Origin of the sequence: Algoriphagus sp. SE2, from assembly GCF_039563885.1 — a bacterium.
Taxonomy (GTDB): domain Bacteria; phylum Bacteroidota; class Bacteroidia; order Cytophagales; family Cyclobacteriaceae; genus Algoriphagus.
In genome coordinates this window covers 89,115-102,132 of the sequence record NZ_JBCLWJ010000010.1, presented here as the reverse complement: position 1 = coordinate 102,132, position 13,018 = coordinate 89,115, and the positions used below count along the sequence as shown (strand labels likewise).

General features: G+C 34.4%; 12 protein-coding genes. 5 read left to right on the top strand and 7 right to left on the bottom strand.

The window, feature by feature from the left end; all coding sequences use genetic code 11:
* Window positions 1–130 precede the first annotated feature (130 nt).
* Entirely contained in the window at window positions 131–1,861 is a 1,731-nt protein-coding gene (locus tag AAGF08_RS13075; protein WP_343511660.1) for a phospho-sugar mutase, read from the top strand.
* Between the two features lie 49 nt (window positions 1,862–1,910).
* On the opposite strand, the gene AAGF08_RS13070 is transcribed toward AAGF08_RS13075, so the two are convergent.
* The 3 genes from AAGF08_RS13070 to AAGF08_RS13060 are packed head-to-tail and all read right to left on the bottom strand — an operon-like array spanning window position 1,911 to window position 4,999.
* A complete protein-coding gene (locus tag AAGF08_RS13070) occupies window positions 1,911–2,876 on the bottom strand; it encodes an L-histidine N(alpha)-methyltransferase (RefSeq protein WP_343511659.1) in 966 nt (321 codons plus the stop codon).
* Between the two features lies 1 nt (window position 2,877).
* The gene (gene egtB / locus AAGF08_RS13065; RefSeq protein WP_343511658.1) at window positions 2,878–4,023 is read right to left on the bottom strand and encodes an ergothioneine biosynthesis protein EgtB; all 1,146 of its coding nucleotides are present in this window, start codon (window positions 4,021–4,023) and stop codon (window positions 2,878–2,880) included.
* A 31-nt stretch (window positions 4,024–4,054) separates the two neighbouring features.
* Window positions 4,055–4,999, bottom strand: a complete 945-nt coding sequence (locus AAGF08_RS13060) for a succinylglutamate desuccinylase/aspartoacylase family protein (RefSeq protein ID WP_343511657.1) — start codon at window positions 4,997–4,999, stop codon at window positions 4,055–4,057.
* A 76-nt stretch (window positions 5,000–5,075) separates the two neighbouring features.
* Between AAGF08_RS13060 and murB the strand changes: the two genes are divergently transcribed.
* Entirely contained in the window at window positions 5,076–6,089 is a 1,014-nt protein-coding gene (gene murB / locus AAGF08_RS13055; protein ID WP_343511656.1) for a UDP-N-acetylmuramate dehydrogenase, read from the top strand.
* Here the strand turns inward: murB and AAGF08_RS13050 are convergent.
* A complete protein-coding gene (locus AAGF08_RS13050; RefSeq protein WP_343511655.1) occupies window positions 6,086–6,568 on the bottom strand; it encodes a dCMP deaminase family protein in 483 nt (160 codons plus the stop codon). The genes murB and AAGF08_RS13050 overlap by 4 nt on opposite strands.
* A gap of 143 nt (window positions 6,569–6,711) precedes the next feature.
* On the opposite strand from AAGF08_RS13050, the gene AAGF08_RS13045 reads away from it, so the two are divergent.
* The 3 genes from AAGF08_RS13045 to AAGF08_RS13035 all read left to right on the top strand — a co-directional run bounded on the left by AAGF08_RS13045 (window position 6,712) and on the right by AAGF08_RS13035 (window position 8,349).
* Window positions 6,712–7,281, top strand: a complete 570-nt coding sequence (locus AAGF08_RS13045; protein WP_343511726.1) for a DUF4136 domain-containing protein — start codon at window positions 6,712–6,714, stop codon at window positions 7,279–7,281.
* 233 nt (window positions 7,282–7,514) lie between these two features.
* Window positions 7,515–7,871 carry a response regulator gene (locus tag AAGF08_RS13040; protein WP_343511654.1) on the top strand — a complete coding sequence of 119 codons (357 nt, stop codon included), beginning with the start codon at window positions 7,515–7,517 and terminating at the stop codon, window positions 7,869–7,871.
* A 289-nt stretch (window positions 7,872–8,160) separates the two neighbouring features.
* Window positions 8,161–8,349, top strand: coding sequence for a hypothetical protein (locus AAGF08_RS13035; protein WP_343511653.1), 189 nt, complete (start codon window positions 8,161–8,163; stop codon window positions 8,347–8,349).
* Window positions 8,350–8,618: 269 nt separating this feature from the next.
* Here the strand turns inward: AAGF08_RS13035 and AAGF08_RS13030 are convergent, their stop codons facing one another.
* From AAGF08_RS13030 to AAGF08_RS13020, 3 genes are all read right to left on the bottom strand, one after another.
* A complete protein-coding gene (locus AAGF08_RS13030) occupies window positions 8,619–9,710 on the bottom strand; it encodes a glycerate kinase (RefSeq protein ID WP_343511652.1) in 1,092 nt (363 codons plus the stop codon).
* A gap of 3 nt (window positions 9,711–9,713) precedes the next feature.
* Entirely contained in the window at window positions 9,714–11,102 is a 1,389-nt protein-coding gene (locus AAGF08_RS13025) for an alanine/glycine:cation symporter family protein (protein ID WP_343511651.1), read from the bottom strand.
* A gap of 153 nt (window positions 11,103–11,255) precedes the next feature.
* Entirely contained in the window at window positions 11,256–12,851 is a 1,596-nt protein-coding gene (locus AAGF08_RS13020) for a beta-N-acetylhexosaminidase (protein WP_343511650.1), read from the bottom strand.
* Window positions 12,852–13,018: the final 167 nt, after the last annotated feature.

The following is a 13,018-nucleotide window of genomic DNA, read 5'->3' as shown; positions in this document are numbered from 1 at the left end:
TTAGCCCAGTAAATCAACAGATCCTCCTTTCTTTCTACCGTTTTTTTAAATTTCTTAAAATCATTTAGAGATTGAGAATGGCTTTAATTCACATTTTCTATATCTTAGAATTCAAAGAAATTTTTAACATATGAGCACGATAGACCCCACCATCCTTTCCAAAGCCCAGAGTTGGCTTAATGGAAATATTGATGAAGAAACTAAAACAAAAATCAAAAATCTGATCGATGAAAATCCAACTGAATTAGTCGATTCTTTTTATCAGGATTTAGAATTCGGAACAGGTGGACTTAGAGGTCTTATGGGAGTAGGAACCAACCGAATGAATATTTATACCATCGGAATGGCTACGCAAGGGCTTGCAAATTACCTTTTAAAGTGTTTCCGAGGAGAAGATATTAAAGTTGCTATTACCCATGATAGCAGAATCAATAACACTCTATTTGCTACTACAACTGCGAATGTTCTAACTGCAAATGGGATCAAAGTCCTTTACTTCAAGGAAATGAGGCCTACCCCTATGCTTTCTTTCGCTGTAAGACATTATGGATGTAAAAGCGGTGTGATGATTACAGCATCTCATAATCCAAAGGAGTATAATGGTTATAAAGCATATTGGGATGATGGTGCTCAAGTGGTAGCTCCCCATGATACCAATATTATTAATGAAGTAAAAAAGATCACTTCTTTTGATCAGGTAAATTGGAATAAGCAGGATAACCTTTTTAGCTATATAGAGGAAGATTTCGACGCCATTTACTTAGAAAAGGTAAAAGGCCTAAGCTTGGCACCAGAGGAAATTCAAAGCCAAAAAGACTTACCTATAGTATTTTCTCCAATTCACGGAGCCTCAGGTAAAATGGTTCCAGCAGCAATCAAAGCTTTTGGATTTGAAAACATTCATATTGTTAAAGAACAGGCTGAGCCAGATGGAACATTCCCGACAGTAATTTATCCTAATCCTGAAGAAGCAGAAGCTTTAACACTTTCTTTAAAATTAGGTAAAGAAGTTGGAGCAGAATTAATATTGGCCTGTGATCCTGATGGCGATAGATATGCAGCAGCTGTACCAAATGAAAAAGGTGATTTTGAGTTACTTAATGGTAATCAAACTGGGTCGCTATTAACTTATTATTTGCTGAGTAGATGGAAAGAAGCTGGGAAATTGGATGGAAACCAATTTATGGTTAATACAATTGTGACTACGGAATTAATAGATAGAATTTGTGAAGGCTTTGGTGTTACTTGTTTTTCGGTTTTAACTGGCTTCAAAAATATAGCCGCAATAATCAGAGATCTCGAAGGAAAACAAACTTTCATTGGAGGAGGTGAAGAATCTTATGGCTATTTAGTGGGAGATTTTGTGAGAGATAAAGATGGAGTAAGTGCTTGCGCTATGGTTGCAGAGGTCGTTGCTTACTATAAATCAAAAGGTAAGACTGTTTTTGATGTGTTGGGCGAGATTTATGAAAAATTTGGATTCTATAAGGAAGCTCTAATTTCAGTAACCAAGAAAGGAAAAGATGGAGCAGAACAAATTCAGGCTTTAATGACTGATTTTAGACATCATCCACCAAAGGAGATGAATGGTCAAAAAGTAGAGAAAATTGTCGATGTGAAAGCTAGTACAGTTACTCAGGTGGATTCAGGAAAAATAGAAAAACTGGATATGGATAAGTCTAACGTCATGCAATTCTATTTAGCAGATGGGAGCAAAATTTCAGCAAGACCATCAGGTACTGAACCAAAGATCAAGTATTATTTCTCTGTTAATAAAGCACTTCCTAATACAAAGAACTACCGTTCAATCGAAAATGAATTATCTGAAAGATTGGAGGGACTAAAGCAATATTTTAGTTAACAAACAGATTTCAATAGTAAAAAGCACCAGAATTTAAACTGGTGCTTTTTTATATCCTTCTCCAGAGTACGTCTGCAAAATAATTTGCATCATCAGTAAAGTTTTCAATTGTTTTGAAACCGCCTTTTTGAGCAAGTTGCTCAATCTCTGAAAGACTATATTTTTTGCTTATCTCTGTAAAAATCGGTTCAAATGCCTCAAAATGGAAAGATTGATCCAAAACTTTAAGATTGACAGTTTGCTCCTTCATAGAGATCAAATGACTTCTACATTCGCCTGAAAGTGGGTCATAACTCGGCCAATGCATAAAAGTATCCAGATCAAAATCTCCATTTAATTCTCGATTGATCCTTTCCAAAAGATTCAGGTTAAAATTCCTTGTAATTCCTTTAGGATCGTTATAAGCATTTAAAATTGTTTGAGGATTCTTTTTTAGATCAATACCTAACAAAACAAAATCACCATGCGAAGCCCCAATTTTTAAATGATCTAGAATATCCAAAGCCTCTTCTAAACTAAAATTGCCTAGATTAGAACCAAGAAATAGAATTAAGCAAGGTTTTCCATTATCCCAAGAGCGCCGCAACAAAGAGCCTCTATACGTGTCTTCGATACAAGTTACTTTTAATTCCGGGAACACAGAGGATATAGAATCTTTCAATTCATCCAGAACTGATCCCGAAAAATCGATTGGGAAATATTCGAAATCAGCTTTTTTATTAATAAGGTGACTTAATAAAATCTTTGTCTTTAGCCCGTCTCCTGCTCCCAGTTCTACCAAATTAAATGATTGACTTAGGTTCAGAATTGGTTGTAAGATGTCCTCAAACTGTTTTTCAAAGATTTCAAATTCTTTTCTAGTCAAATAATAATCAGGTAGTTCCATTATTTTTTGGAAAAGCTTATCGCCTTTTGTATCGTAAAAATATTTGGAGGGTAAAGTCTTTGGGTTAGAACTTAAGCCTATCATAACATCTTGGGCAAAAGTTCCAAAATCTAAATTTTTTGAACTCATATTAAATTGATTCAGCTAATCGGATCCCCATAAATTGCCACCTAAAATGAGGATGAAAAAAGTTTCTATATGTTGGTCTTGAATGATTTTCTGGGGTCGCCACAGATGATCCTCTTAAAACCATTTGGTTTACCATAAATTTCCCATTGTATTCTCCCAATGCTCCAGGTGCAATTTTAAATCCAGGATAAGGCAGATAAGCAGAATTACACCATTCCCATCTACTCCCCCAGTGAAAATCCTTCTGGGCAACTTCCCATTCAAATTCTGTAGGAAGCCTTTTGCCTTTCCAGTTTGCAAAAGCAGCAGCCTCATAAAAATTTACATGCGAAACCGGTGCTTCCCACACTATATCTTTTCTTCCGAATAAGGTATAATAGGACCAATTTCCTTCTTTATATTCCCAATATAAAGGAGATTTAGCCTGATGGCTTTTAACCCAGGACCAGCCTTCATCATGCCAATAAACTGGGTTTTCATACCCTCCTGCTTCCATAAATTGCAGAAATTCCAAATTACTAACCAGAGCTCCTGATATTTTATATGGATTGAGATAGACCTTGTGCAGGTTTAATTCATTGTCAAAACAAAATCCATTTCCTTGATATCCTATCTCATAAACTCCTTCCTCAATTTCTATCCAGGGAGAAGGATTTATTTCCAAATATTCACCAATATCCATAACACTTGGATCTAGAGGATTATGCCATAAGCTGAATTTTAAATCAGTCACCAATAGTTCCTGATGTTGTTGTTCATGATTTAGTCCCAAAATAACCAGATCCAAAACCTTAGAATCTCCATTCGAAATCAAGGTTTCCATTGCTTCATTAACATATTCTCTGTAGTCCATCACTTCGGAAACTGATGGTCTGGTCATTAATCCTCTTTGGTTTCTTGCAGTTCTATTTCCAAGCGAATTATAATAAGAGTTAAAGAGGAAGTTGAATTGTGGATGCTTGACATGATAATCTTTCAAGTGAGGAATAAGTATAAATTGCTCAAAAAACCAAGTTGTATGAGCTAAGTGCCACTTAGGAGGACTTACCTCTTCGGAAGCCTGAAGGCTAAAATCTTCTGTAATTAAGTTTCTGCAAAGAAATAGCGAATGGTTTCTTACATGCTTAAAGTGATCATCAATACTCATAAAAAGTGTTATTTATAAATTTATAGAGGAATCATTCCTTTCCTACATGAATTAAAGCATCTCCAACATTTATGACTGGCATATTATTTATTCCAATAATAAAACCATTTGAGGGTGCTTTCACAGGGATTTTTACTTGTCCATAAGGATCTGATATTTTCGCTAAGATTTGTCCTTTTTTCACTGCTTCACCCAATTTAACATTTGAATTAAATATTCCCGAAGCTTTTGCCCTTATCCAATCACTTTCCTTCAAAAGTATAGTCGGTTGCTTTAATATAGACTCATCAATCATACCTAGGCCATTTAAAAAACGTTTAGTCCCAAGAACTCCTTCATCTATTGCAAAATCATCAAGCCTCATTGATTCTCCTCCCTCAAAAACTAAAATATGCTTGTTGAGCTTAAATGCTGACTTCCGGAATGATTTTTCAATATATTTTGAATTAACAACAAAATGAGTCCCAAAAGATTTTGCACATTCTAGTGCTACTTTATCATTAAAATCTATTCTTATCTGAGGATGATTTGTCAGCATGCGTCCACCAGTATGGAAATCAATCCCATAGTCTATCTGCGGGATAATTTCATTACTCAATATGTAAGCAATTCTTGAAGCTAAAGAACCTCTCTTGTTCCCAGGAAAACTACGGTTTAAATCCCGCCCATCTGGAAAAGTTCTACTATTGGAAAGAAACCCGTAAATATTTACTAAAGGGATAATAATTAAAGTTCCTTTGAGGATTTCCAAGTTTTCATCTACCTCTTCCAAGATTTTTTTGGCTGTAGCAATACCATTTATCTCATCTCCATGAACTCCTCCAGAAATCAATACCACTGGACCTGGTTCCTTTGATGACCTGATGAAAATAGGTAAATCAATTAAGGTATGCGTTGGGAGTTTTGCGATAGCCAACTCGATATTCAAAGTTTGACCAGGACGGATTCTAATTCCGTTTATTACTAATTCTTTCATGAAATATGGCAGAGGAATATAAAAATCATTTCTTATCTAGTCAAAACTTGTTTATTTCGCAATTCAAGATTTTCTCATGAATATACAAGAAAACATTTCCCTTAAACCTTTCAATACTTTTAGTCTGGACAAAAAAGCCAGATTTTTTACAAGCGTCAATTCTAGAGAACAATTAATTGAAGCATTAATATGGGCTAGGAACTTAGGGATTGAAGTTTTTATTCTTGGTGGCGGCAGTAATATCCTATTAACACAGGATATCAATTCGCTTGTAATAAAAATCGAGATTTCAGGAATAGATGTAGTTAAGGAAAATTCGGAGTTTATTTGGGTCAAAGTTGGGGCCGGGGAGAATTGGCACAACTTCGTGCTTCATGCGATTGAAAATAATTGGGCTGGTGTAGAAAATCTATCGCTTATTCCTGGAACTGTGGGAGCTTCTCCCATGCAAAATATAGGGGCATATGGGATTGAGGTAAAGGATGTTTTCCACAGTCTACGGGCATTAAACAGAGCCTCTCTAGAACAAAAAGAATTCAATTCCGAAGAATGCAAATTCGGTTATAGAGAGAGTGTTTTTAAAAATGAATTAAAAGGAAAATTTATTATTACTTCAGTAACATTCAAACTTAAAAAGAAGCCTAATTTTAATTTAGATTATGGAGCAATTAAGGAAGTATTAGCTGTTGAGGCTGATTCAGAGCTTACTCTAAGAGCTGTTAGTGATGCGGTAATCAAAATCAGGCAATCTAAATTACCGGATCCTAAAGAAATTGGGAATGCAGGTTCATTTTTTAAAAACCCCACAATTTCCAAAGATTCATGGTTGAAATTGCAGCAAACCTACCCTAAAATCCCAGGATATGATCTACCAGAGGGAATGAAAGTTCCTGCGGCATGGCTAATAGATCAATGTGGATGGAAAGGAAAGCGATTTGGGGAAATAGGAGTTCACGAGAACCAACCATTGGTTCTTGTCAATTTTGGACAAGGGGATGGTTTAGAAGTCAAATTATTATCAGAAAAAATCCAACAGTCAGTAAATGAAAAGTTTGGAATTGATTTAATTCCGGAAGTAAATTTTATTTAAATCAAGCCATCTTGTATCATTAATTCCCCTGAATATTTTTCAACCAAAACTCCGAATTTTCGGAGGAAATCAACCCCTTCATCCGAACCAATTCCTTTATATTCAGCATAGGAAAAGAGATAGACTACTTTGGAAATCCCCATTGAAAAAATAATTCTAGAGCAAGCTAAACACGGAGATAACGTAACATAAAGAGTTGAGCCTTCCACAGATGTATTGTTCTTCACCGCATAAAGGATAGCATTCTGTTCTGCATGTAATGCTAGTGAACAGCTTCCTTTACTATCTCTAGCGCATCCCTTTCCAGGAAATTCCACATCACAGTTATGTGTTCCTGCAGGAGGTCCATTATAGCCTATAGATATTATCCTAGTTTCTTTAGTCAACACAGCTCCTACATGTTTTTTTATACAGTGTGATCTCTTGGCTAAATTGACAGCCAATTCCATAAAAATATCGTCAAATTCAGGTTTTTCCATTTTGAATAATTTGCCCAAAAATAGTAATGATTCTGAGGTCAGTCTAAGTTTGTGGAATATTCCTTTCAATTTCATCGTTTAAAAAGTAAAATTTAACTTTCAAAAGTTTCATTCGTAACAAAGTGAAAAAATATTTAGTCAATATGTATGCATTTAAGAAACTTGCGTTAATTGGAATTGTATTACTAATATGTTTATCGTGTAGTTCAATTGATATATTTAAAGAGAATACAGAAATTCCAATTTCTAAACCCTACCAAAGTTTTGTTATAATAAACCAAGAAGTCGGAATGCCAGGATTCTCGTCGCAGTTTATTGATCAGCAAGTTCAAATTCATTTACAAGAAGCTTTGGAGGAATATGGCTTAGTGTATGAAAGGGAGCAGCCTGATTTAGTTATAAGGTATACTTCAAATGAAGATCCAAGAAAGAGAACTTCTACAAATTATTCGACTCCTTATCCTTATTGGGGGTATCGAGTTTGGGACCCTTGGGCAGCCTCTAGATATATGAATCCAAACTATGGTACCAAAACAACAAACTATGAATTGGTTCAAGTTATTGTAGATTTTATAGACCCAAAAGAGGATAAATTTTTGATGACTTTGACTGGAGTTACGGAAGTTTCAAGTCCAAAAACTAAGGATAATAAAGTGTTAAAGACTGTAGATCGAATAATAGAAGAATTTATTTTTGAGGTTTCAAAAAATTAAAATCATTTTTTTTTAATAGTAGAGTTTTCGAATCAATTGGATAACAATTGTAAGTATTCTATTTTTTTATAATTAATTACTTCAGTTGAAATAATAACATGTATTTAAAAGATAGGTACTGAAAATAATTAGTTTTCATTTATTTTTAATTGGCAAATTGTTTGTTAATTGATACTTAAAGATTACTTTTGTCTTATATTTTATGTTGTTCAGTTACAATTTTATGTATTTTGATGTTAATAATTGCTCTAATAGATGATGACCCTATCAGTACTTTTGTAACTGAAAAATTGATTTCTAAAAACGTAAATGAGCCTTGTCAATTTTATAAATATCAAAATGCAGAAGATGCATTAAAAGATATTTATAATGTAAAACCTAATTATTTATTTTTAGATTTAAATATGCCTGATATGTCGGGCTGGGATTTCTTGGAGAGATTAGACATAACAAAAAATCAATCAGAAATCTATATTTTAAGTAGTTCTGTTGATGAAAGAGATATTCGTAAAGCTAAAAAATATGATTTTGTTAAAGCCTTTTTCTCGAAACCTTTGATAAAGAAGTATATTAAATCAATATTTTCATAAGTTTGAAAAAATTAAATCATAACCCTTTAATTACCAATGATTTAAATATTTTTTTTTATTAACATTCAATTAGAAAAAAATTCTTAAACTTCATATAATTTATCCCCTGTCAAAACGACTTGGAGTGATTTGAGATCAATTAGCATTTAAAAAAAATGCAACTTTTTTAATAAAAAAACCTAAATCAAAAATCTTAAAAAAAAATTAATTGATTGGGCATTTGCAGTAATTGAAATTTTAATTTAATTCGCACCATTAATTTATTTAGCAAACCTTTTAATTTATTGATATGGAGGAGTTTGAAGACGATTTCGAAGAATTTGATGACTTCGATGATACTGATGATTTCGAAAATGAATTCGAAGATGAATATGATCTGGATGAAGACAATGAATTTCTAGCTGATAACATCGTTGACTTCGAAGATGATGACGATTTCGATGAGGACTTTGATGATCTAGATGACGAGCAGGATTAATTCAACACTTTAAACATGTTCTCTTTTGGTAATTTCAAGGATTGAAATTATCTTCGAGCATTATTGACCTCAATAAATAAAAATTATGATTTTACTTGATGTATTCAGTTCGCCTATCGCTTTTGGAGCACAAATTTTCATACTTATTGTATGTGTGTTGATTGGTTTAGGCGCAGGACTTTCAGCAATTGATGTGAGAAGTACTTTTTCAAAAAAGAAGTAATTCTAACTTTTAATAAATCAGTAAAGGAGGCTTAAAGCCTCCTTTTTTATTTTAATTCTATCTGACTTGATAATTCCTTAAGATTTTTCTTAGCTTTTTCTTTAAAATCATCTAGAAGGAAATTTAATTTTGGCAAGTAAAATACTTTATCAAATCCGTGCTTGGAAAGTCCTTCTCCCGATGTAATTAAAAATATTATCTTTTCATTTTGCTTTGCCATTTGAAGTATTTCAAAGCAGGCTTTTCCAGATTCTGATTGATTATCATATTTCCCCTCCCCCGTGATAATCAAATCCGAGGTAACAAGTTTTTCTTTAAGCCCAGTTTTTTTAAAGAAATACGAAGAACCTATTTCTATCTTAGTTTTAAAAAATGCAGATAAACCAGCTGCAATCCCCCCAGCTGCCCCGAACCCTTGCTTATCTACAAAGGTTAAGTTATTTTTTTTATACAAGAGATCTAAAAGAAAGTGTGTTTGAGCCTCAAATTCTGGAAAATCAACAGATTTTAAACCTTTTTGAGGCCCAAAAACTGGAATAGCACCTTCATCACCTCCAAATTTATTTCTTACGTCACAAACACAGGTAAAATCGATTTTTGGGAAATTGATAGGTTTTTGAATGTGTTTAATTTTAAAAAGCATATCATAAGAAAAAGGAGTAAGTTCGCGACCATTTTCATCCAAAAACAAAAGGCCTAAAGCTTGCAATATCCCAATACCCAAATCAACTGTAGCACTTCCTCCGAGTCCTAATATTATTTCAGATGCTCCATTTTCTATCGCATGTTTGATCAAAAGACCTGTTCCAAAAGTTGAAGAAACTCTAATTTCGAGTTCATCTGGATTTAAATATCCAATACCTGATACATTGGAAACATCAATATAGGCTTTAGATCCATCATAAAAATATGTTCCGATTTTAGGTTTTCCTTTTATATCTAAACTCCAAATTTGCCTTGATGAGAGTTTAAGCGAATACCCCAATAACTCACAAGTTCCATCTCCACCATCTGCAATGGGATGTATTTCTATTTTAGATTGGGGGTATTTATGTTTAAGTTCTGACGCTAAAATTTTTCCCGCTTCAAGTGCAGTAAGTGTTCCTTTGAAAGCATTGGGAGAAATTAAAATTTTCAATTCTTAAACGTTTTTCATTCTTTTAAAATAATCTTTTGAGGCTTCCTTTACTTTGGGGGCCAAGTATAGCGTAGAAATCATTGTTGGAATTGCCATAATGGCATACATCCCATCTACAAGACTGATAACTACATCAAGAGAAGCAACCGCTCCCAGTACTATGGTCGCCAAATAAAAATAGTTATAATAATCTGCTTTTTCGGCTCCAAATAAATAGTTGAAACACTTATGTCCATAATAAGAGTAAGTAAACATTGTAGAAAGCGCAAAAACTAAAACTGCAATCATAAGTAAATATTTACCGAAACTAGGCAGAGCGAGCTCAAAAGCATTTAAAGTCAATCTCACTCCATCAGATTCTGTAGTATGCCAAACTCCTGTAAGGAGAATCACTAAAGCTGTAAGTGTACAAACAACAATGGTATCTATAAAAGGCCCTAACATCGCTATTAATCCTTCTCGAATAGGTTCATTGTTTTTTGAAGCTCCGTGGACCATTGGGGCAGTTCCAATTCCAGCTTCATTAGAAAAAGCAGCCCTTCTTGCTCCAGTAATAATAACAGCACCCACAGCACCCCCCGCAATAGCTTTACCTGTAAAAGCATCTTCAACGATCAACCATAACATTGAAGGGACTTCACCCAGATAATTAAATACAATAAGGAGAACAGATAAAAAATATAATATAACCATAAAAGGAACCATCCTTGAAGCAACTGCAGCTATTCTTTTGATTCCTCCCAAAATTACTATTGCTACCAAGACCATCATAGAACCGCCAAGTATCCATCTTGTCGATTGACCAAGATCTATCCCTGCAATAACAAATCGTGATGTTTCTCCCCCATCGAGACCTGCTGGGATAAATATTACAGCCCTAAGGACTGCAGTTAACTGATTTGCTTGAAAAATTGCCAGGAGACCAAGAATTCCTGCTGTGCAAAATATAACTGACAAAAACTTCCATTTTTTACCCATTCCTTCCTCGATAACGTACATGGGACCACCCTGTACTTCTCCTGCTGAATCCTTTCCTCTGAACATGATCGCAAGACTACAGGTATAATATTTGGTTGCCATACCCACAAATGCAGAAACCCACATCCAAAAAATAGCACCTGGACCACCCATATTTATTGCTATGGCTACCCCACTTATATTTCCCAAACCAACAGTTGCAGCAATTGCCGAGGACAAAGCCTGAAAGGAAGTAATTTGCCCTGGAGCTAAATCATTATCATATTTACCACTTAAAACCCTTACAGCATGTCCAATTTTACGAAAAGGGATAAACCCAGAATGAAAGAACAGGATCACTCCTCCCCCCATCAACATGATCAACATTGGAGTTCCCCAAATCCAGTTGCTGAAGGAAATAATTAGATCACCCATAAAATAATATTTTGTGGTTTGTAGAGTTTAAATAAATAATTAAAGGTCGATAATAGCCCCAATTTGAGCAACATCAAAGGTTTTTGGAGGATATAGTAAATAAAAAAAACCCGAACTCTGATAATTGATGTCCGGGTTTTTCGCAGTAATATCTTACCAGTTTACTTTAGGAGATTTATAGAATTGAATACCGTTGATATCCCATCTTTTTCCTTGAACTGCAATTCTTCTTTGGAAATCAGTCCATTCCCTTTTTGAAGTGGGTGTCCAAGCAATCTCAGCAATAGCGGCTAGCCTAGGGAAAACCATATATTCTATATCAGCTCTACTTGTAATTGTTTCTGTCCAAAGAGGAGCTTCTACTCCCAAAATATCTGATTTTGAAATTCCATCAGCATAATTTGCAGGATCCCACATATAAGCAGAGTCAAGCTCTATATAGGCAGCCCAATGAAGCCCTAATCTTGACGTGGAATCATATTGCATATCGAGATAAGCCCTTTTAGCTGGTGACATTAAAATTTGATTCCCTTGATCCTTCGCAAGTTTTGCATTTTCCTCCAAAGCCCAGAATTGAGCGATATTCCCTTTTGCTAACTTTGTTGTAGCTATTTCATCCCAACCAATACTTATCTTACCGTATTTAGCAGTGATTTCCTGTACCTTTTCAACAAAATAGATATAGTCATCTTTTTCGGTAACATGGGACTCATCTCCACCTATATGAAAATAAGGACCAGGTGTAATCTCTGAAATCTCACGAATTACATCGTCAATAAATTCGTATGTGATTTCTTTATTGGTTGCAAGAGTACTAAAACCAACTTCAATTCCTGTATACAATTCTGCAGGCTGAGGATTCTTATCCAAGAGATCGAAATCAATCTTACCCTCTTTCATAGTCGCAAAATCGCCATCTGGTAAATTTACCCCTGGATTTAGTTCACCATAAGATGCTAAAGCGGCATTGGTGTGTCCAGGCATATCTATTTCTGGAACAATTGTTATGTAGTTTTTCGCGGCATAATCAACGATATCTTTATACTGCTCTTGCGTAAAAAAGCCACCTTCTCCTCCTCCAACTTCTGTTTGGGCTCCTATTGAAGTAAGGTTTGGCCACGATTTGATTTCAATTCTCCAACCTTGATCATCTGTGAGATGAAGATGCAGGTAATTAAGCTTCAATTCAGCCATTTGATCAATATAATGCTTGACATCTTCAACTCCGAAAAAATGTCTTGCAACATCAAGCATAGAGCCTCTGTAAGAGTAATCGGGCTTATCCTCAATCTTACCAGTTGGTATTTTCCATGATTCTTCAACCACTGTTGAACTTTCAATTTGCACAGGAAAAAGTTGAACTAGTGTTTGAATTCCATAGAAAAGACCCGCCTCGGAACTAGCTGTAATTACAACATTCGACTTTTGTATATCAATTGAATAACTTTCAGAATTATCATTCCCACTAAGGACAAGTTGGATATCACCTTCTTCAGTTCCTACAGCTAACTCAAAGCCTGTTGCAGGCTTTAATTTAGAAGCTAAAACTTCCCCTAAATATGAAAGATTAGGTGAACTCCCAACAAATTGAATACTAGAGGAGGCATTCAACTCAAAAGCTCCATTACCTGCTTGAATAGAGGTGGGCAGTGGGATAATTGAAGCTTCTTCCAAACCATTTATAGGTTCATTGCAGCTAATTAAAATTGAAGTGGAAAATAAGAGAAAGCCAATTATATATTTTTTCATTCGTCAAAATTTTATGTAAACTTACCTTAAAATTTTAAAAATCTTAAGATGATTTTATAAATTTATTCAATTAAGAAGTTTGATATTATAGATCATACAAGTAAAATTGAGGCACTTACTTTTATTTAGAAAAGAACCTAAATGCAGAAACTTTTATTAAAATCAAA

What these genes read in the sequence shown, in the direction of transcription:
- AAGF08_RS13035 (WP_343511653.1), top strand. Translation starts at nt 8,161, where the DNA reads ATGGAGGAGTTTGAAGACGATTTCGAAGAATTTGATGACTTCGATGAT.
- AAGF08_RS13025 (WP_343511651.1), bottom strand. Translation starts at nt 11,102, where the DNA reads ATGGGTGATCTAATTATTTCCTTCAGCAACTGGATTTGGGGAACTCCA.
- AAGF08_RS13020 (WP_343511650.1), bottom strand. Translation starts at nt 12,851, where the DNA reads ATGAAAAAATATATAATTGGCTTTCTCTTATTTTCCACTTCAATTTTA.
- AAGF08_RS13070 (WP_343511659.1), bottom strand. Translation starts at nt 2,876, where the DNA reads ATGAGTTCAAAAAATTTAGATTTTGGAACTTTTGCCCAAGATGTTATG.
- AAGF08_RS13045 (WP_343511726.1), top strand. Translation starts at nt 6,712, where the DNA reads ATGTATGCATTTAAGAAACTTGCGTTAATTGGAATTGTATTACTAATA.
- AAGF08_RS13060 (WP_343511657.1), bottom strand. Translation starts at nt 4,999, where the DNA reads ATGAAAGAATTAGTAATAAACGGAATTAGAATCCGTCCTGGTCAAACT.
- AAGF08_RS13050 (WP_343511655.1), bottom strand. Translation starts at nt 6,568, where the DNA reads ATGGAAAAACCTGAATTTGACGATATTTTTATGGAATTGGCTGTCAAT.
- murB (WP_343511656.1), top strand. Translation starts at nt 5,076, where the DNA reads ATGAATATACAAGAAAACATTTCCCTTAAACCTTTCAATACTTTTAGT.
- AAGF08_RS13075 (WP_343511660.1), top strand. Translation starts at nt 131, where the DNA reads ATGAGCACGATAGACCCCACCATCCTTTCCAAAGCCCAGAGTTGGCTT.
- AAGF08_RS13040 (WP_343511654.1), top strand. Translation starts at nt 7,515, where the DNA reads ATGTTAATAATTGCTCTAATAGATGATGACCCTATCAGTACTTTTGTA.
- egtB (WP_343511658.1), bottom strand. Translation starts at nt 4,023, where the DNA reads ATGAGTATTGATGATCACTTTAAGCATGTAAGAAACCATTCGCTATTT.